This window comes from Pantoea sp. paga (assembly GCF_007558755.1).
Lineage (GTDB): Bacteria > Pseudomonadota > Gammaproteobacteria > Enterobacterales > Enterobacteriaceae > Pantoea > Pantoea agglomerans.
The window spans coordinates 196310-216323 of the sequence record NZ_VLTF01000008.1 but is presented as its reverse complement, the minus strand read 5'-3'; the positions used below and the strand labels follow the sequence as shown (position 1 = coordinate 216323).

Annotated in this window: 20 protein-coding genes; 7 read left to right on the top strand and 13 right to left on the bottom strand. The window is 56.5% G+C overall.

Translation table 11 applies throughout. The features are described 5' to 3' along the window. Window positions 1–194: 194 nt before the first annotated feature. Entirely contained in the window at window positions 195–827 is a 633-nt protein-coding gene (crp, locus tag FOV68_RS19310; RefSeq protein WP_003852956.1) for a cAMP-activated global transcriptional regulator CRP, read from the top strand. A gap of 57 nt (window positions 828–884) precedes the next feature. Beyond that, the gene (locus FOV68_RS19305; protein WP_083070469.1) at window positions 885–2960 is read left to right on the top strand and encodes a YccS/YhfK family putative transporter; all 2076 of its coding nucleotides are present in this window, start codon (window positions 885–887) and stop codon (window positions 2958–2960) included. A 1-nt stretch (window position 2961) separates the two neighbouring features. On the opposite strand, the gene FOV68_RS19300 is transcribed toward FOV68_RS19305, so the two are convergent. From FOV68_RS19300 to ppiA, 5 genes are all read right to left on the bottom strand, one after another. Continuing rightward, entirely contained in the window at window positions 2962–4182 is a 1221-nt protein-coding gene (locus tag FOV68_RS19300) for an aspartate aminotransferase family protein (protein WP_031593893.1), read from the bottom strand. Window positions 4183–4263: 81 nt separating this feature from the next. Then, a complete protein-coding gene (locus FOV68_RS19295) occupies window positions 4264–4839 on the bottom strand; it encodes an aminodeoxychorismate/anthranilate synthase component II (protein ID WP_039388916.1) in 576 nt (191 codons plus the stop codon). A gap of 41 nt (window positions 4840–4880) precedes the next feature. Then, complete coding sequence (locus FOV68_RS19290) at window positions 4881–5474, bottom strand: putative adenosine monophosphate-protein transferase Fic (RefSeq protein WP_022624052.1); 594 nt, start codon at window positions 5472–5474, stop codon at window positions 4881–4883. Continuing rightward, complete coding sequence (locus tag FOV68_RS19285) at window positions 5464–5634, bottom strand: YhfG family protein (protein WP_071941047.1); 171 nt, start codon at window positions 5632–5634, stop codon at window positions 5464–5466. The genes FOV68_RS19290 and FOV68_RS19285 overlap by 11 nt, the downstream gene beginning before the upstream one ends. A gap of 99 nt (window positions 5635–5733) precedes the next feature. Continuing rightward, the gene (ppiA, locus tag FOV68_RS19280) at window positions 5734–6306 is read right to left on the bottom strand and encodes a peptidylprolyl isomerase A (RefSeq protein WP_003852970.1); all 573 of its coding nucleotides are present in this window, start codon (window positions 6304–6306) and stop codon (window positions 5734–5736) included. Window positions 6307–6567: 261 nt separating this feature from the next. Between ppiA and tsgA the strand changes: the two genes are divergently transcribed. Next, entirely contained in the window at window positions 6568–7746 is a 1179-nt protein-coding gene (tsgA, locus tag FOV68_RS19275; RefSeq protein WP_031593897.1) for an MFS transporter TsgA, read from the top strand. A gap of 35 nt (window positions 7747–7781) precedes the next feature. Here the strand turns inward: tsgA and FOV68_RS19270 are convergent, their stop codons facing one another. After that, on the bottom strand, window positions 7782–9059 hold the full coding sequence (locus tag FOV68_RS19270) for a cytosine deaminase (RefSeq protein WP_143991375.1): 1278 nt from the start codon (window positions 9057–9059) through the stop codon (window positions 7782–7784). Window positions 9060–9276: 217 nt separating this feature from the next. On the opposite strand from FOV68_RS19270, the gene nirB reads away from it, so the two are divergent. From nirB to cysG, 3 genes are read left to right on the top strand one after another with little or no spacing between them, the layout of a single operon-like run. After that, entirely contained in the window at window positions 9277–11817 is a 2541-nt protein-coding gene (nirB, locus tag FOV68_RS19265; protein WP_143991374.1) for a nitrite reductase large subunit NirB, read from the top strand. Continuing rightward, entirely contained in the window at window positions 11814–12140 is a 327-nt protein-coding gene (gene nirD, locus FOV68_RS19260; RefSeq protein ID WP_137230914.1) for a nitrite reductase small subunit NirD, read from the top strand. Before nirB ends, nirD begins: the two co-directional genes overlap by 4 nt. Window positions 12141–12185: 45 nt before the next feature. Then, window positions 12186–13550: a siroheme synthase CysG gene (cysG, locus tag FOV68_RS19255; RefSeq protein ID WP_143991373.1), complete on the top strand. Its 1365-nt coding sequence runs from the start codon at window positions 12186–12188 to the stop codon at window positions 13548–13550. 58 nt (window positions 13551–13608) lie between these two features. On the opposite strand, the gene trpS is transcribed toward cysG, so the two are convergent. The 7 genes from trpS to aroK all read right to left on the bottom strand — a co-directional run bounded on the left by trpS (window position 13609) and on the right by aroK (window position 19721). Beyond that, a complete protein-coding gene (gene trpS, locus FOV68_RS19250; protein WP_031593902.1) occupies window positions 13609–14610 on the bottom strand; it encodes a tryptophan--tRNA ligase in 1002 nt (333 codons plus the stop codon). Between the two features lie 16 nt (window positions 14611–14626). Then, a complete protein-coding gene (locus tag FOV68_RS19245) occupies window positions 14627–15304 on the bottom strand; it encodes a phosphoglycolate phosphatase (protein ID WP_143991372.1) in 678 nt (225 codons plus the stop codon). Continuing rightward, a complete protein-coding gene (gene rpe, locus FOV68_RS19240; protein WP_010253116.1) occupies window positions 15288–15971 on the bottom strand; it encodes a ribulose-phosphate 3-epimerase in 684 nt (227 codons plus the stop codon). Before rpe ends, FOV68_RS19245 begins: the two co-directional genes overlap by 17 nt. 67 nt (window positions 15972–16038) lie before the next feature. After that, complete coding sequence (gene dam / locus FOV68_RS19235) at window positions 16039–16854, bottom strand: adenine-specific DNA-methyltransferase (RefSeq protein ID WP_022624047.1); 816 nt, start codon at window positions 16852–16854, stop codon at window positions 16039–16041. 93 nt (window positions 16855–16947) lie between these two features. Then, on the bottom strand, window positions 16948–18000 hold the full coding sequence (locus FOV68_RS19230) for an SPOR domain-containing protein (RefSeq protein ID WP_143991371.1): 1053 nt from the start codon (window positions 17998–18000) through the stop codon (window positions 16948–16950). A 72-nt stretch (window positions 18001–18072) separates the two neighbouring features. After that, window positions 18073–19161, bottom strand: a complete 1089-nt coding sequence (gene aroB / locus FOV68_RS19225) for a 3-dehydroquinate synthase (RefSeq protein ID WP_010253124.1) — start codon at window positions 19159–19161, stop codon at window positions 18073–18075. A 38-nt stretch (window positions 19162–19199) separates the two neighbouring features. Then, on the bottom strand, window positions 19200–19721 hold the full coding sequence (aroK, locus tag FOV68_RS19220; protein WP_003852989.1) for a shikimate kinase AroK: 522 nt from the start codon (window positions 19719–19721) through the stop codon (window positions 19200–19202). 97 nt (window positions 19722–19818) lie between these two features. Between aroK and FOV68_RS19215 the strand changes: the two genes are divergently transcribed. Then, complete coding sequence (locus FOV68_RS19215) at window positions 19819–19992, top strand: hypothetical protein (RefSeq protein ID WP_223265993.1); 174 nt, start codon at window positions 19819–19821, stop codon at window positions 19990–19992. Window positions 19993–20014: the final 22 nt, after the last annotated feature.

The window sequence follows — 20014 nt, the reverse complement described above, 5'->3', positions numbered from 1 at the left end:
GGCAAAAGCTGTGCTACAAACAGTGCTGAAAATATTTTTCGTCACCCGATGACGAAGGCGGGAAGGATGATGCGCAATGCGCCTGATGCGGCCCGAATAATTTCCTGAAATGGAAACGCTTGAAGCTTTCACCGCCTGACAGGGAAAACTGCCCCCTGTATTTTGGGCACGATTACAACAGAGGATAATAGCGAATGGTTCTCGGCAAACCGCAAACAGACCCTACACTCGAATGGTTCCTGTCCCATTGCCATATTCACAAGTATCCATCCAAAAGTACGCTGATTCACCAAGGTGAAAAAGCAGAAACGCTTTACTACATCGTGAAAGGTTCCGTCGCGGTTCTGATTAAAGATGAAGAAGGCAAAGAGATGATTCTTTCCTACCTGAATCAGGGCGATTTTATTGGTGAACTTGGCCTGTTCGAAGAAGGCCAGGAGCGCAGCGCCTGGGTACGTGCGAAAAGCGCGTGCGAAGTAGCGGAGATTTCTTACAAGAAATTCCGTCAGCTGATCCAGGTTAACCCTGACATCCTGATGCGACTCTCATCGCAGATGGCGCGTCGCCTGCAGGTGACGTCTGAAAAAGTGGGTAACCTCGCTTTCCTCGACGTAACCGGACGCATTGCACAGACCCTGCTCAACCTGGCGAAGCAGCCAGATGCCATGACGCATCCCGACGGCATGCAAATTAAAATCACTCGTCAGGAAATTGGCCAGATTGTTGGTTGTTCACGTGAAACCGTGGGCCGTATTTTGAAGATGCTGGAAGATCAGAACCTGATCTCCGCACACGGCAAAACCATCGTCGTTTACGGCACCCGCTAATTCCTGTCACCCACGGCGTGATGGCAACATCACGCCGCTATTGTTTGTGTTGGGCCGATGTGGCGTCGAATTATTTACCATCCTGAAGTTAACTACGCCTTGCGGCAAACGCTGGTGCTCTGTCTGCCAGTGGCGCTGGGCTGGCTGGCTGGCGACCTGCAAAAAGGTCTGCTGTTCTCATTAGTGCCCGCCTGCTGCAACATTGCCGGTCTGGATACCCCGCATAAACGCTTCTTCAAACGCCTGATTGTTGGCGGCAGCCTGTTTGCCCTCGGCAGCTTTCTGATGCAGTGGCTCACCCTGCATGCTATTCCGCTGCCGCTCATCCTGTTTGCCATGCCCTTATTGCTCGGCGTTACCGGGGAGATCAGCCCGCTACATGGTCGTCTGCTGCCCGGCACCCTGATTGCCGCCATCTTTACCCTGAGCCTGATTGGCCGCATGCCAATCTATGTCCCCCCGCTGCTCTATATCGGTGGCACGCTGTGGTACGGGCTGTTTAACTGGTTCTGGTTCTGGCTGTGGAAAGAGCAGCCGATGCGCGAAAGCCTGAGCCTGATCTACCGCGAGCTGGCTAACTACTGCGACGCAAAATATACCCTGCTGACGCAGCTGACCGATCCGGAAAAGGCGCTGCCGCCGCTGCTGGCACGCCAGCAGAAAGTGGTCGATCTGATTAACACCTGTTATCAGCAGATGCATATGCTGTCGGCAAGCCGCGATCACAGCCATAAACGGCTGACGCGCGCCTTTCAGGTGGCGCTGGATCTGCAGGAACATATCTCGGTCAGCCTGCATCGGCCGGAAGAGGTGCAGAAACTGGTCGAACAGAGCCACGCCGAAGCGGTGATCCGCTGGAATGCCAAAACCATCTCGGCCCGGTTGCGGGTGCTGGCGGATAACATTCTCTATCACCAGCTACCCGATCGCTTTGCGATGGATAAACAGCTCGGCGCGCTGGAGAAAATCGCCCATCAGCATCCCGACAATCCGGTGGGTAACTTCTGCCTTTACCACTTCAACCGCATCGCGCGGGTCCTGCGCACCCAGAAACCCCTTTATCAGCGCGATCTGATGGCTGACCGCCAGCGCCGTCTGCCGCTGTTACCGGCGCTGCGTAGTTATCTCTCGTTCCGCTCATCGGCCCTGCGCACTGCCGGCCGCTTTGCGGTGATGCTGATGCTGGGCAGCGCGCTGGCGCTGTTCTTCAACATCCCCAAACCCTACTGGATCCTGATGACCATCATGTTCGTCAGCCAGAACGGCTACAGCGCTACCCGTGTCCGCATTCAGCACAGGGCGCTGGGCACTTTTGCCGGTCTGGTGATCGCGGCCGCCACGCTGCGCATGGCGGTGCCAGAGTCGCTGGTGCTGCTGATCATGCTGGCGATTACCTTTATCAGCTATCGCTTTACCCGCCAGTTCTATGGCTGGTCGATGATTGGCTTTACGGTCACGGCGGTTTACTCGCTGCAATTGCTGTCGCTGAATGGCGCGCAGTTTCTGCTGCCGCGACTCATGGATACGCTGATGGGTTGTCTGATCGCTTTTGGCGGGATGCTCTGGCTGTGGCCGCAGTGGCAGAGCGGCCTGCTGCGGCAGAACGCCCATGACGCACTGGAAACCTATCAGGATGCGCTACGGCTGTTGCTGGGTGACGAACAGTCACCAGAGAAACTGGCTTATCAGCGCGTGAAGGTCAATCAGGCACACAATGCGCTGTTTAACTCACTGAATCAGGCGATGCAGGAACCCGCGTTCAACTCCCGCTATCTGAGTGACATGCGGCTCTGGGTCACGCACAGTCAGTTTATCGTCGAACATATCAACGCTATGACGATTCTGGCGCGGGAGCACACCATGCTCACTGCCTCGCTGGCTGAGCGTTACCTGCAATCCTGTGAAATCGCGCTGCAGCGGTGTCAGCAGCGGCTGGAATATGATGGTGAAAGCTCACAGGTTAACCTGCTGGATGACCTGGAAAATATCAGTGAGGGACCGATCACGGTGGTGGAGCAGCATGTACGGCGCATTCTCGATCATCTGAGCGTGATGTACACCATTTCATCGCTGGCGTGGAACCAGCGGCCGCAACATGGCCGCTGGCTGATCAGACGCTTACGTAAAAACTAAGCTAGCCGTTGAGCACGTTGCCGACGGCCGTGGCAAAGCGGCTCATGCCCTCTTCGATGTCGGCAGGCTCAATGATCAGTGACGGGGCAAAACGCATCACGTCGGTTCCGGCAACCAGCACCATCACGCCTTCTGCGGCCGCGGCATTCAGGATGTCGCGTGCTTTACCGGCATGCTGCGGTTTCAGCGCCGCGCCAATCAGCAGACCCTTGCCGCGAATATCGCTGAAGAGATCATACTTCGCATCGATGGCCTGCAGCGCTGTGACAAAGTGCTGACGACGTGTCTCAACGCCTGCCAGCACGTCCGGCGTATTGATAATATCAAGCGCGGTTTCGGCGATGGCGCAGGCGAGTGGATTGCCGCCATAGGTGGTACCATGCACGCCCGGCGCCATGGTCGAGGCGATCTCGTTAGTGGTCAGCATGGCACTGACCGGGAAACCGCCGCCCAGTGCTTTGGCTGAGGTCAGAATATCGGGCTGGACGCCATAATGCTCATAGGCGAACAGCTTGCCGCTGCGCCCCATGCCGCTCTGCACTTCATCCAGCACCAGCAGCGCCTGATGCTGATCGCAAAGCTCACGCAGTCCCTGCATAAATTCCTGCGTTGCGGGCACGACGCCGCCCTCACCCTGAATCGGTTCAACCACAATGGCGCAGGTGTGATCGTCAATCACCGCTTTCACTGCGTTCAGGTCATTGAACGGCACATGGACGATATCCGCCGGTTTAGGCCCGAACCCGTCAGAATATTTTGGCTGTCCGCCGACCGTGACGGTAAACAGCGTCCGGCCATGAAAGGCGTTATGAAAGGCGATGATCTTACTTTTGAACGGGCTGTGACGTTTGCAGGCGTAGTAGCGCGCCAGCTTAAAAGCGGCTTCGTTGGCTTCGGCCCCGGAGTTAGCGAAGAAGACCCGCTCAGCGAAGGTCGCCTGAATTAACTTACTGGCAAGACGCAGCGCCGGTTCGTTGGTGAAGACGTTGCTGGTGTGCCACAGCGTCTCGCCCTGACTTTTCAGCGTCTCCACCAGCGCAGGATGGCAGTGTCCTAGTGCGGTGACGGCGATACCACCTGAGAAATCGATATACTCTTTGCCCTGCTGATCCCATACACGACTGCCCTTGCCTTTTACCGGCACGAACTGCGCAGGTGCATAAACAGGCAAAATAACGTTATCGAACGTCTCCCGCGTGACCGCAATTTTTTCCGCTGCCATTGATGACCCCATTTAGATGATTGATGTGCAACTTTGAAATAATAATCACAAAATATGCATAAAAAATCACTCAAAGGCAACTTATTGCTCAAGGAAATTACGCAGCAGCTGATGTCCCTGCTCGCTGAGAATGCTTTCGGGATGGAACTGCACGCCTTCCAGCGCCAGGGTTTTATGGCGGAATCCCATAATTTCGTCAGGCTCGCCGTCACGCACCGTCCAGGCAGTCACCTCGAATGCATCAGGCAGGGAGTCGCGCTGTACAATCAGCGAATGGTAGCGGGTTACAGTAAGCGGATTATTCAGATTGCGGAACACGCCCTGGCCGGTGTGCTGAATCGCAGAGGTTTTGCCGTGCATCACCTGACGCGCACGCACGACCTGCGCGCCATACGCCTGCGCAATTGCCTGATGGCCCAGGCAGACGCCCAGCACCGGCAGCTGACCGGCGAAATGCCGGATCGCCGCCAGTGAAATACCTGACTCCGACGGCGTGCAGGGACCAGGCGAGATCACCAGATGAGTCAGCGGTAATGCCGCCATCTGCTCCAGCGTGATGGCATCATTGCGCACCACCTGAACCTGCGCGCCCAGCTCGCAGAAATATTGATAAAGATTCCAGGTAAAGGAGTCGTAATTGTCGATAAGCAGCAGCATGGCCAGTCCAGAATAATTACCCGCGCCGCTATTCTACGCGGTTAAGCCGCCTCGCTCACCACTTTCGCAAATACCTGCTCCAGCAGAGTCAGGTCTCCGGCCACACCGGCCTGATTCGCCGCTTTCCAGCTCTCAGCGTCCGTCTCTTCCCAGGAGAGCAGATAACCGGCATGCAGCGCCAGCTGTTCAAAGAAAATCCGCTGCGCCCGACCATTGCCGTGGCGGAAAGGATGCAACATATTGATTTCGCAATAGTAGTGGGCAACACGCTCAATAAACGCGTCACGCGGCAGGTCAGCGAGTCCCTTCTCCTCCTCCAGCGCGGCCATCAGGGCGTTACCTTCCTTTTCGATATATTCGAAATGACAGAACGGCGTCTCATCGCGCCAGATATCGATGGTGCGCAGTTCACCAGCCCAGCTGTAGACGTCCTGAAACAGCGTACGGTGGATCTGGCGCAGGTAAGGCAGTCCAGGATTACGGGGGCCAAGCTCCAGCGTGGCGGCACGCGCCGCACTGAAGCTCAGCTCCGCCTTACGCAGCTGCGCGGCATCGTGAATATCGGGCAGGTTTTTCAGCACATTGTCATGCTGCCACAGGTAGGGATCCTGGCTGACGGCGGTATTAGAGTCCATATTGCCTCCTCAGTGACGCCAGACGTGCGGCCGCATCATCGCTGTTTACGCTGGTTTCATTTGGCGTAAAGCCTTCCAGCCGACAGCTGGCCTGATAGCTGGCGCTACGCCGCTGTCGCCACAGGGTGACCTTCTGTTTTTCGGTGAGTTTGTTCGCCATGCCGCCTCCTGCTCAGGTTTTTGCCCTAAGTATAAGAGCAAATTCTGGCTTTGCCGGATACGGCAGGCGGTCGCCATCCGCAGATGGCGACGAACGGACTTAAGGCAGGACTTTGGCGGAGAGGATAACTACCGGTTTGGACGGAACATTCTGGTAAGGACCCACATCTTTGGTCGGTACCTGAGAAATTTTTTCAACCACATCCTGACCTTTCACAATCTTACCAAATACGGCATAGCCAAAATCACGCTGTCCGTGGTCGAGGAATGCATTATCCGCGACGTTGAGGAAGAACTGGCTGGTCGCACTGTCTTTATCGGCGGTACGTGCCATGGAGATCGTGCCGCGCAGGTTACGCAGGCCGTTATCCGCTTCATTCTTGATCGGCGCGTTGGTCTGCTTCTGCTGCATGTCCGTAGTGAAGCCCCCACCCTGCACCATAAAGCCCGGGATCACGCGGTGAAAAATGGTGTTGTTGTAAAAACCGTTGTTGACGTAATCAACGAAGTTTTTCACAGAAACCGGCGCTTTCTGGTTATTCAGTTCGAGTTCGATATTGCCGGCGGAGGTGGTGAGCAGAACGTGGGTGTCACCTTTTGCAGCCAGCGCCTGGGCGGAAACGGAAGAGAGCGCTAACAGGGTGATGGCCGCTGTTAAAGTACGTTTAAACATGAAAGATTCCTTACCTGGGAGAGCGGGCACAAAAACGTGATTGATTGTAAAGAGACTCTATTCCAGGAGCCAGCGTTTTACCTATATTTACGCTGTGACAGCAAATGGGGCGAGCAAACGTTAAACCCCGGCAATTACGTGATTAAAATCACACAACACATGAAATATGGATCTCTGGTTTCACTGGTTGTTTATTAAGATCACGGTTCCGTTTACACTTTCTGACACTTTTTGGCACCCGGTTCTCAACAGGTTCAGAACATGACAAACCGTAATCGTATTGGCCTCACCTGGATAAGCTTCTTCTCCTACGCGCTTACCGGCGCGCTGGTGATCGTTACCGGCATGGTAATGGGCGATATCGCAAAAGATTTCCAGATCCCCATCTCCAGCATGAGTAATACCTTCACCTTCCTCAACAGCGGCATCCTGGCTGCGGTTTTCCTGAACGCCTGGCTGATGGTGATTGTGCCACTAAAGCGTCAGCTGATTTTCGGCTTCGTCCTGATGGTACTGGCGATAATCGGGTTGATGACCAGCCGCGATCTGACCGTCTTCTCGCTCTGTATGTTTGTGCTGGGCGTGGTCAGCGGCATTACCATGTCGATCGGCACCTTCCTGATCACCCATATGTATGAAGGCCGTCAGCGTGGTTCACGCCTGCTGTTTACCGACTCCTTCTTCAGCATGGCGGGCACGCTGTTTCCGGTGCTGGCAGGGATTCTGCTGGCGCGTCAGCTGCCGTGGTACTGGGTCTACGTCTGCATCGGCTTTATCTACGTCGCGATCTTCATCATGACGCTGTTTGTTGAATTCCCGGTGCTGCGTAAGCCTGAAAACAGCCCGACAGTTGAGAAAGAAAAATGGGGTGTGGGCGTGCTGCTGCTGGCAGTGGCGGCGCTCTGCTACATTCTGGGCCAGCTTGGCTTTATCTCCTGGGTGCCGGAATATGCCACCAAAGTCATGGGCATGAATATTAATGATGCCGGACAACTGGTGGGCAGCTTCTGGACCGCGTATATGGTGGGTATGTGGGCCTTCAGCTTCCTGCTGCGCTTCTTCGATCTGCAACGCATTCTGATGGTGCTGGCGGGACTGGCTACCGTGCTGATGTACTGGTTCGTCAGCAGCCAGGATGCCAGCATGCTGAAGTGGATCATTATGGTGTTGGGCTTCAGCTCCAGCGCGATTTACACCACCATCATCACGCTCGGCTCGCTGCAGACCAAAGTGGCGTCACCGAAGCTGGTGAACTTCATTCTGACCTGCGGTACCGTCGGCACCATGCTGACCTTCGTGGTGACCGCGCCGATTGTCGAGAAGAGCGGCGTGCACACGGCACTGGCCACCGCCAATGGCCTCTACGCGGTGGTGTTTGTGATGTGTGTCCTGCTGGGGCTGGTCACTAAACATCGCTCGCACGGTCACGTTACGCATTAATCATTCAGGGCGGCGATTGATCGCCGCCCTGCTGTTTAACGCCGGAAGTCTATACGCTCCCGCTCCCGCCAGTAAATCTCGCTTTCTGCAGGCTTTGTCTCTGCCACCACGATGCCGCGACGCAGTGAATAGCGCACCGGAACCTGCCTTCTTACCGCATCAAAACCACTCTCTGCCGGCAGAATAATCAGGCTGGCATCGTTACCGGTCTGAATGCCATAGCCTGACAGCTGCAGCGTCTTCGCGCTGTTATGCGTAATCAGATCCAGACCCGCATCAATCTGCTCATAGCCCATCAACTGACAGACGTGTAAGCCCATATGCAGCACCTGCAGCATGCTGGCGGTGCCCAGCGGATACCAGGGATCGAAAACATCGTCGTGGCCGAAACAGACGTTAATCTCCGCCTCCAGCATCTCTTTCACCCGCGTAATGCCGCGCCGCTTAGGGTAGGTATCAAAGCGGCCCTGCAGGTGAATATTGACCAGCGGATTCGCGATAAAATTAATGCCCGACAGCTTAAGCAGTCGAAACAGTCGTGAGGTATACGCGCCATTGTAAGAGTGCATCGCGGTGGTATGACTGGCCGTCACGCGCGCGCCGTTGCCATCGCGATGCGCCAGCGCCGCCACGGTTTCCACAAAGCGCGACTGTTCATCATCGATCTCATCGCAGTGAACATCGATCAACCGATCATAGCGGTTAGCCAGCGCAAAGGTTTTATGCAGCGACTCAACGCCATATTCACGGGTAAATTCATAATGCGGGATCGCGCCGACCACATCCGCGCCCAGCCGCAATGCCTCCTCCAGCAACGCTTCACCGTTGGGATAAGAGAGAATACCCTCCTGGGGAAAAGCAACAATCTGGATAGTGATCCACGGCGCCATCTCTGCCTTTAGCTCCAGCATCGCTTTAAGCGCCGTCAGTGACGGGTCAGAAACGTCAACATGGGTACGGACAAACTGAATGCCGTTGGCAATCTGCCATTTCAGCGTCTGCATCGCCCGCCGCTTAACATCTTCATGACTGAGCATGGCTTTGCGTTCAGCCCAGCGCTCAATGCCTTCAAACAGCGTCCCGGACTGGTTCCACGCGGGTTCGCCAGCGGTCTGGGTCGTATCCAGATGAATATGCGGCTCAATAAAAGGCGCGCAGGCTAAGCCACCCTCGCCGTCCAGCGATTCATCCGCCGGTGAAGCGTGCTGCGGCTGGGCTGAGAGCCGGGCAATTTTGCCATCGGCGATGGCGATCTGCCATAACCCATCCCGCCAGGGTAAACGCACGTTATTGATCCACTTAGGTGACATCATTGCCGACTCCTTTTCCGGTTTTGTGTTTTAAAACTAACACGATTCAGGTGACCCGCCGCAAGCCCGAATAATCAGCGGGTTATCCGCACCAGAAAAAATTACCTCAAATCAAACACATACCTCTTAATAGGTATATGGCGTCGTGGTTGATGTATATCAATAAGTGCCGGAAACGGCGCGCTATTGTAGCCGCAGATATCGCAAATTTGAGGCAAAAATGAGCAAGCACAATGTCGTCGTTATCGGTAACGGCATGGTCGGCCACCGCTTCATAGAAGAATTACTAGAGAAAGCGGAACCTGACCAGTTTTCGCTGACCGTCTTTTGTGAAGAACCCCGTGTCGCCTATGATCGTGTCCACCTGTCCGCCTACTTTTCCCATCACACCGCTGAAGAATTGTCGCTGGTTCGTGAAGGCTATTACGACAAACATCAGGTCAATCTGCTGCTGGGTGAACGCGCCATCACGATCAACCGTGATGAGAAGCTCATTCACTCCAGTACCGGTCGCGCGGTGCATTACGATACGCTGATTTTTGCCACCGGCTCTTATCCGTGGATCCCGCCAATCAACGGTGCTGAAGGCAGCGACTGCTTTGTCTATCGCACCATCGAGGATCTCAACGCCATCGAAGCCTGTTCGCGCCGCAGCAAACGCGGTGCGGTGATTGGCGGCGGCCTGCTGGGGCTGGAAGCGGCGGGCGCACTGAAAAATCTGGGCATTGAAACCCACGTTATTGAATTTGCGCCGGTGCTGATGGCGGAGCAGTTAGATCAGCAAGGCGGTGAGCAGTTACGCCGCAAGATTGAGCAGATGGGTGTGCGGGTCCATACCGGTAAAAATACCCGACAGATTGTGCATCACGAGCACGGCGGCAAAACGCTGCAGTTTGCTGATGGCAGCGCGCTGGAGGTCGATTTTATCGTCTTCTCGACCGGTATCCGGCCGCAGGACAAGCTGGCGAAGCAGTGTGGATTAGCCCTGGGTCCGCGCGGCGGCATTGTCATTGATGACCAGTGCCGGACCAGCGATCCCACCATTTACGCCATCGGTGAGTGCGCTGCCTGGCAGAATCGTGTCTATGGCCTGGTGGCGCCGGGATACAAAATGGCCCAGGTCGCCAGCGACCATCTGCTGGGCCGCGACAATGCGTTTACCGGCGCGGACATGAGCGCCAAACTGAAGCTGCTGGGTGTCGATGTCGGCGGCATTGGCGATGCGCGCGGCACTACGCCAGGCGCACGCAGCGTGGTCTGGCTGGATGAGAGCAAATCGATCTACAAGCGCCTGATTATCAGTGAAGATCAGAAAACCCTGCTGGGTGCCGTACTGGTGGGTGACACCAGCGACTATGGCAACCTGCTGCAGCTGGTGCTGAATGGTATTCCGCTGCCTGCTAATCCGGAAGCGCTGATTCTGCCAGCCGGCAGCGGTGATAAACCGGCCATCGGCGTCGATTCTCTGCCTGATACCGCACAAATCTGCTCCTGTTTTGACGTCAGTAAAGGCGACATCATTAAGGCGGTTCAGGGTGGCTGTCATACTGTGGCAGCACTGAAAAGCAGCACTCGTGCCGGCACCGGTTGCGGCGGCTGTATCCCACTGATCACCCAGGTTCTCAACAGTGAACTCAGCCGTCAGGGCATTGAGATCAATAATCATCTTTGCGCCCACTTCGCCTGGTCACGCCAGGAGCTTTATCATCTGATTCAGGTAGAGGAGATTAAAACCTTTGACGAACTGCTGGTCCGCTATGGTCAGGGTTACGGCTGTGAAGTGTGCAAGCCGGTGGTTGGCTCACTGCTCGCCTCCTGCTGGAATGAGTATGTGCTCAAGCCCCAGCACGCGCCGTTACAGGACAGCAACGACCTCTACCTTGGCAATATCCAGAAAGATGGCACCTACTCGGTGATCCCGCGCTCGCCTGGCGGTGAAATCACGCCTCAGGGACTGAAAGTGATTGGCGAGATCGCCGAGCGCTATCAGCTCTACACCAAAATTACCGGCTCTCAGCGCATCGGTCTGTTTGGCGCGCAGAAAGACGATCTGCCCGCCATCTGGTCACAGCTGATCGACGCCGGATTTGAAACCGGCCAGGCCTACGCCAAGGCGCTGCGGATGGCGAAAACCTGCGTTGGCAGCGCCTGGTGCCGTTATGGCGTGGGTGACAGCCTCGGCTTCGGCGTGATGCTGGAGAATCGCTACAAAGGCATCCGTACGCCGCATAAGATGAAGTTTGGCGTCTCTGGTTGCACCCGCGAATGTGCGGAAGCACAGGGCAAAGATGTCGGCATTATCGCGACGGAAAAAGGGTGGAACCTCTACGTCTGCGGCAACGGCGGCATGAAACCGCGCCATGGCGATCTGCTGGCGGCCGATCTCGATCAGCAGACGCTGGTCACCTATCTCGACCGTTTCATGATGTTCTATATCCGCACCGCCGACAAACTGCAGCGCACCTCGCTGTGGCTGGAGAGTCTGGAAGGCGGCATCGACTATCTGCGTAAGGTGATTGTGGATGACAAACTTGGCCTCAACGGCCAGATGGAGCAGCAGCTGGCCGCACTGCGCGCCAGCGTCAGCTGTGAATGGAAAGCGACGCTGGAAGATAAGGATCACCTGACACGCTTTGCCCACTTTATCAACTCGCCGCAGCGCGATCCTGGCGTGCAGCGGGTGGCGGAGCGCGACCAGCACCGCCCGGCACGCGCCGATGAACGCATTGCCGTGACCCTGATTGAGGAGACCGAATCATGAGCCAGTGGAATCCGGTGTGCCCGCTGACGCAGATCCTGCCCGCCACGGGCGTCTGCGCGCTGGTCAGAGGCCAGCAGGTTGCTATCTTCCGTCCCCGCAACGATGAGCAGCTCTATGCCATCAGCAATATCGACCCCTTTGCCGATGCCAGCGTGCTGTCACGCGGCATTATTGCTGAACATCAGGATGCGCTCTGGGTTGCCAGCCCGCTGAAAAAGCAGCGTTTCCGTCTTAGCGATGGCTACTGCATGGAGGATGAAACGCGCTCCGTGGCGGCCTGGCCGGTGCGGGTCAATGCCGGACAGGTCGAAGTCTGCCTGTAACCCCCGTCAACAGCCCGCCTCCGCGGGCTTTTTTAAGGACGTCTGATGGACTACTTCCCCTTGTTCTGCCGCCTGCAGGGCCGACGCTGCCTGCTGGTCGGCGCAGGTGACGTGGCTGAGCGGAAAGCCCGCCTGCTGCTGGAGGCCGGCGCCGAACTGCTGGTCGGTGCCCTTGATTTCTCCCCCGCCTTCCGGCAATGGGCGCAGCAGGAAACCATCACGCTGCTGCCAGGGGCGTTTGATCCGCACTGGCTCACCGGCTGCTGGCTGGTGGTCGCCGCGACCAGCGACGATGCGGTTAATCAGCAGGTAGCTGAAGCCGCCGAAAAACAGCAGATATTCTGCAACCTGGTGGATGCGCCGCAGCAGGCCAGCGCCATTATGCCGTCGATCATCGATCGTTCCCCGCTGATGGTCGCCGTCTCTTCCGGTGGACGCGCGCCGGTACTCGCGCGCCTGTTGCGGGAGAAGCTGGAGGCGATGCTGCCGCAACACCTTGGCCAGCTGGCGCAGCTGGCAGGCACCCTGCGCGCGCGGGTTAAACAACAGTTCAGCGCTGTCAGTGCCCGCCGCCACTTCTGGGAACGCTTCTTTAACAGCGAGCGTCTGGCCCAGACGCTGGCCAACGGCGACAGTGAACGCGCGGAGCAGATTACCGGCCAGCTCTTTAAGTCTGACCTTCGCCAACAGGGTGAAGTGGCGCTGGTCGGTGCCGGTCCGGGTGATGCCGGATTACTGACCCTGAAAGGCTTACAGCTAATCCAGCAGGCAGACGTCATCGTCTATGACCGGCTGGTCTCTGATGAGATCCTGAATCTGGTGCGCCGCGATGCCGAGCGCATTTTTGTCGGGAAACGCGCTGGACATCACTGCGTGCCGCAGGATGAGATCAACCAGCTGCTCTGCGAACAGGCGCAGCGGGGAAAACGCGTAGTGCGGCTGAAAGGCGGCGATCCCTTTATCTTTGGTCGCGGCGGTGAAGAGCTGGAAGCGCTGGCGCAGCGGCAGATTCCGTTCAGCGTGGTGCCGGGGATCACCGCCGCATCGGGCTGTGCAGCTTACAGCGGTATTCCCCTGACCCACCGCGATCATGCGCAGAGTGTCAGACTGGTTACCGGACATCTGCAGAAAGAGGGCACGCTCGCCTGGCAGACGCTGGCGGCGGAACAACAGACGCTGGTCTTTTATATGGGGCTCACGCAGGCCGGCGAGATTCAGCAGCAGCTGATAAAGCACGGTATGCGCAGCGATATGCCGGTGGCGCTGGTGGAAAACGGCACCACTACGCGTCAACGCGTGGTCACCGGGACACTGAGCGAGCTGGAAGCGTTAGCCGATCAGGTAACCAGTCCCAGCCTGATGATCATCGGCAGCGTGGTGAGTCTGCGTGGCAGCCTGCGCTGGTTCTGAGTCCTGCAAATAAAAACGGCGGGCACAATGCCCGCCGTCCTGGTTGTCTGCTCAGCCATTACGGCATCGCGACAAAGCCTACCGCCTGATAGACCTTCTTTAGCGTTTCCTGCGCCTGTGCGCGTGCTTTGGCCGCGCCATCACGCATCACCTGCTCCAGCAGTGCCTCATCGTTGCGGAAGCTGTGATAACGCTCCTGCAGCTCAGAGAGCATACCCGACACGGCATCGGCTACTGCGCCTTTCAGGTGGCCATACATCTTGCCTTCGAACTCCTGCTCCAGCTCGGCGATGGTTTTACCGGTCACGCCCGACAGAATATCCAGCAGGTTAGAGACGCCCGCTTTCTCTTTGATGTCGTAGCGCACCACTGGCGGCTCTTCAGAATCGGTGACGGCGCGTTTAATCTTCTTCACGACCGCTTTCGGATCTTCCAGCAGGCCGATCACGTTATTGCGGTTATCGTCAGACTTGGACATCTTCTTCGTCGGTTCCAGCAGCGACATCACGCGTGCGCCAGACTTCGGAATGAACGGCTCTGGCACCCGGAAGATATCGCCATAAATCGCATTGAAGCGATGCGCGATATCGCGGCTCAGCTCCAGATGCTGCTTCTGATCTTCACCCACCGGCACCTGGTTGGTCTGATAGAGCAGAATGTCAGCCGCCATCAGCACCGGATAGTCGAACAGACCGGCGTTGATGTTCTCTTCGTAACGCGCTGATTTATCCTTGAACTGCGTCATGCGGCTCAGTTCACCGAAGTAGGCGTAGCAGTTCAGGATCCAGCTCAGCTGCGTGTGCTCTGGCACATGCGACTGAACAAAGATGGTGCTTTTTTGCGGGTCGATACCACAGGCCAGATAGAGCGCCAGCGTGTCCAGCGTCGCTTTACGCAGTGCAACAGGATCCTGACGCACGGTGATCGCGTGCAGATCAACGATGCAATAAATGCAGTGGAAATCATCCTGCATCTGCACCCACTGACGCAGCGCTCCCATATAGTTGCCAATGGTCAGTTCGCCGGACGGCTGTGCGCCGCTGAAAACGATGGGTTTCATACTTAAGTCCTGATATTTACAGCCCCAGAGCGGGCAAAAGTTCTTCGAAAGAGTCGAGGGTTAAATCGGGCTGGCTGGTGGCAATCGGCTCGCCATAGTTATAGCCAAAGGTCATGCCGATATTGGGTACGCCCGCCGCCTGTGCCGCCTGGATATCATTGCGTGAGTCGCCGACAAACAGCAACTCATTCGGCAACACACCAAAGGTACCCAGCACCATAAAGATTGCCGCAGGATGCGGTTTTTTAACCGGCACATCGTCGCCACCGATAATCAGCGAAAACGCATCAGCAATGCCAAGCGAATCCAGTAGCGGTGCCACAAACGGCGTCGGCTTGTTGGTGACTATCGCCATCGGCAGCCCGGCAGCCTTTAATGCGGCAAGCGTCTGCTTTACCTGTGGAAACAGCGTACTGCCTGCATCCACGGTATCGGCATAATGCCGGTCAAACAGCGCCCGCGCATCACGCTGCTCTTCCGGCTGCGGCTCACGGCCCAGCGCGAAGGTCAGCGCACGGGCCATCATGATATCCGCTCCGTTGCCAATCCAGGTTGAGACACGCTCAAGGCCCGCCTGCGGCAGACGGAGATCGTTCAGCGTGCGATCAATCGCATCGGCCAGGCCGGGTGCGCTATCCACCAGTGTCCCATCAAGATCAAACGCCAGCGCACGAATATCAGTGAAATGAGCCATTGGCCTTCTCCAGTTCGTTGCGCATATCGTCGATCACTTTTTTATAGTCAGGGTGACCGAAGATCGCGGAACCGGCGACAAACATGTCGGCACCAGCGGCGGCAATCTGGCCAATATTGTCGATCTTCACGCCGCCATCCACTTCAAGACGAATGCTGTAACCGCTCTGATCGATACGCCTGCGCGCTTCACGCAGTTTATCCAGTGTGCCAGGAATAAATGACTGACCGCCAAAGCCGGGGTTCACTGACATCAGCAGAATGATATCCAGCTTATCCATGACGTAATCGAGGTAGCTCAGCGGGGTCGCCGGGTTAAACACCAGACCCGCTTTGCAGCCATGCTCTTTAATGATTTGCAGGGTGCGGTCAACGTGTTCGCTGGCTTCGGGATGAAAGGTGATGTAGGTGGCACCCGCTTTGGCGAAATCAGGGATCAGCGCATCTACCGGCTTCACCATCAGATGCACATCGATGGGGGCAGTGATGCCATAGTCGCGCAGTGCTTTCAGCACCATCGGACCCATGGTCAGATTAGGCACGTAGTGGTTGTCCATCACGTCGAAGTGAACCACGTCACCTCCGGCCGCCAGCGCTTTGGCTGTGTCTTCGCCCAGGCGAGCAAAGTCCGCCGAAAGGATTGAAGGGGCCAGCAAATATTGTTTCATCCGATTCTCCCACTGTTGTGCGCCAGCACGCAGGCTGGCGTAATGCGTTGGTCGCGGACGAAACAGACTAGCTATAAAGTGCCAGCAGTTCGTCGACCTTGGTGCGACCCGTTATGCTTCGGCTGATAGAACGCCGGGCTTTGACCACATGTAACTCTGCATCCTGATACCATAAACGCGTCAGTGCAGTGTCGTGGTTAGAAATCAGTACCGGAATCCGGTTCTCCGACGAAGCCAGCTTTGCCGCTAACGCCGCCAGGTTCTCCTGCTCACGCAGGCTAAAGCTGTTGGTGTGATAAGCCGTGAAATTGGCCGTTGCCGACAGCGGCGCATAAGGCGGATCGCAATAGACTACCGAGCCTTTACCGGCATTGGTCAGGGTAACATCGTACGATTCACAGACAAACGTCGCTTTTTGCGCACGCTCGGCAAACCATAACAGTTCTGCTTCCGGAAAGTAGGGTTTGCGATAGCGGCCAAACGGCACGTTGAACTCGCCACGCAGGTTATAGCGACAGAGGCCGTTGTAGCAGTGACGGTTCAGATAGAGGAACAACAGCGCGCGCAGGTAGGCGTCGGTGCTGGTGTTAAATTCGGTGCGACGCTGGTAATAACAGATCTCGTTGTTACTTTCCGGCGTAAACAGCAGCTGCGCGTCACGGATGAAATCCGCCGTGCGCGTTTTAACAATGTTATAGAGATTAATCAGGTCACTGTTGATATCGGCCAGATGGTAGCGATCAAATTCAGTGTTCAGAAACACCGAACCCGCGCCAACAAAGGGTTCTACCAGACAGTCGCCTTGCGGCAGATGGCGATGGATCTCTTCTACTAAGGGAAATTTTCCCCCTGCCCATTTCAGGAAAGCGCGATTTTTTTTCATGCTGTCGTGGTTATTACATCTTATTGTGAGGCTGTGGCTGGACCGACAGCAGATCTGCGCTTAAAACGGGGCCAGAAACTGGCCCCACATCCGCTATTGGCTGGCTTCTTTCTTCACCTGGCTTACTGGTTTAACCCACGGGTTCTTCGCACGCACTTCGGCAGGCAGTGAGGCTACCGCGCGTTTGGCATCAGCCGGTGTGGCATAGGAACCACTCACCAGCACGTACCACGGCTGACCGTTACGGGTGGTTTTGTAGACGTGATATCCACTCAGATTCTGCTGCTTAGCCCAGGCATTCAGGCTTTCCCCCTTCGATGCACCGCTCAGCTGCAGGGTATAGCTGCCGCCTGGCAATGATTTGCTGGCTGAACTGCTGCCTGCCGCCGCAGTGGCCGGAGCAGAAGGGGCTGGCGTACGTGCTGGCGTGGTATGCGTTTTGCTGTCACGGGTTGCAGGCTTCGAGGCAGTTTTATGCGATGAATCGTGCGCCGGACGGGCAGAAGCGTTTGATTTGTTTGGCGTCTGACGGCCTGCAGGGGCCGTAACCGGATTCGCAGCCGTTCCGGCATTGCCGCTGACCGTAGCAGGCGCCGTTGGCAGTGAACTGCCACCCTGCGTGCCCATCGCGGCACTGTCGACCTGCTGCTGCTGATTACTCAGCGCGCTGTTCAGATCGCCCGGCAGCGTGACACGCTGCTGATTCGCTGGCGTCTCAACAGGGGCTGCCTGCGTAGGCGTTGAAGCCACAGGCGGCATTGAGACGTCGCGCTGCGGGTCAGATGCAGCATTACCGCTGGTCGCCGCGTTATTTTCGCTGGTAGCTGGCGTGGTCTGCTCGCCTGTCGGCTTCGTCTGTCCACCTGACATGGAAGAGGAGCCGGCCAGGTCGATGTTCTTCTCGCTGCCGGAACCACCGCCAGCGGCAGGCGTATTACCCGCAGTAGCAGGTTTTTTCTCATCCGGGCCATTCAACGCTGAACCAATACCCAGTACCAGTAACAGCAGAACCAGGATCCCGACACCCATCATGATGCGCTGGCGCGAAACCGGTATTTTGGCTGCGGGAGACGACTTACGAGGGCGCGAGGGACGGCGATCGCTGGCGTCAGGTTTTAACTCATCTTCCGGTTTAAACTCATCCATTTTGCCTCCTCCGTAAAGCGGCATTCCGCACTGCGCACCCTGCGCGCCGCGTCACCACTCAACTGCTTAATCTCAGGATTGCTGACAATCATTAATTGCAGCCAGCACCATATCATGTGCCACGCCACCACGCACTTCAGAGCGGCCAATCGACAGCGGGAGTACCAGCCGCAATTCGCCCGCCAGAACTTTCTTATCGCGCATCATGTGCGGCAGATACATCTCCGCACTCATCGCCTCCGGCCCATGCACCGGCAAACCGGCACGCAGGAACAGGGCAATAATGCGGTCCGTCTCCTGCGCCTGGAACTGCCCCAGGCGTTCAGCCGTGCGTGCCGCCATCACCATGCCCGCTGCAATCGCTTCACCGTGCAGCCAGTTGCCATAGCCCATATGTGCTTCAATCGCATGACCAAAAGTATGGCCCAGATTCAGCAACGCCCGCTGACCGTTTTCACGCTCATCGGCGGCCACGACTTCGGCTTTGAGTTCACAGCAGCGACGAATGCAGTACGCCAGCGCCTGTTCATCCAGCGCCAGCAGGGCATCAAGATTCTGCTCCAGCCACTGGAAAAACGCACCGTCGAGGATGATGCCGTACTTAATCACTTCCGCCAGACCCGACGCCAGTTCGCGCGCGGGCAGCGTCTGCAGACAGGCAGTATCAATCACCACCGACGCGGGTTGATAAAACGCGCCGATCATGTTTTTGCCCAGCGGATGGTTAACGGCCGTTTTGCCGCCAACCGAAGAGTCGACCTGCGACAGTAAGGTGGTTGGTACCTGAATAAAGCGTACGCCACGCTGATAACTGGCCGCAGCAAAACCGGTAAGATCGCCAATAACGCCGCCGCCTAAGGCGATAAGCGTCGTATCACGACCGTGCGGCTTTTGCAGGAGCGCGGTAAAAACCTGATCCATTACGGCCAGCGTCTTATATTGCTCGCCGTCGGGTAAGATCACCTGATCCACTTTTACACCTGCCGCCGTCAGCAGCGCCGTCAGCTGGTCAAGATAAAGCGGAGCCAGCGTCTGGTTTGTCACCACCATGGCGTTTTCGCCCGCGGTTAGCGGCCAAAAAGAAGCCGGATCGTTAAACAGTCCGGCAGCGATAGTGATGGGGTAACTGCGTTCCCCCAGTGAGACGGTGATCTTCTCCATGATGCCCGATACCTGTTAAGGAGCCTTCGAACGTTGGATCAACTTTTTTCCAACATGTGGATAATCTGATTCGCCACCACTTTCGCACTCTGATCATCTGTGCGAATGGTTACATCGGCGATCTCTTCGTAGAGCGGGTTACGTTCGCCAGCCAGCGCTTCGAGCACTTCACGCGGCGGTGAATCCACCTGCAGCAACGGACGTTTTTTGTCACGTTGGGTGCGCGCAAGTTGCTTCTCGATGGTGGTTTCAAGATAAACCACAACACCGCGGGCGGAGAGACGATTACGCGTTTCCCGGGATTTGACGGAACCACCGCCTGTCGCCAGGACGATGCCTTGCTTCTCGGTCAGTTCGTTAATGATTTTTTCTTCGCGATCGCGAAAGCCAGCTTCGCCTTCGACATCAAAAACCCAGCCCACATCCGCTCCGGTGCGTCGCTCAATTTCCTGATCGGAATCGAAGAACTCCATGTTGAGTTGCTGAGCCAACTGACGGCCAATAGTGCTTTTGCCGGCACCCATCGGCCCAACCAGAAAGATATTGCGTTTCTCTGCCATTTTGTCGGTATTACTAAGAATTCGTTAATGATACCCCGCGTTCAGCATTTGCTGGCGGGACAGGAACTGAGACCTCATGAGCGTTAGCAAGAGTCAGATGAAAAATTATCTCAACACTCAAGGCTGTTTGGCAACCGATTATATTGCCTTCAGCACATCCATTTCTGAATTGGCCTGTGTTCGCGAAACTGTAACGCGCCAGCGCTGCGTCTTTACAACGCTGCGTACAGAGGAGTTTTCTGATCTGTTTGCCGGGATTTACCCAGCATAGACGGTTACACCGTATTGAAAAT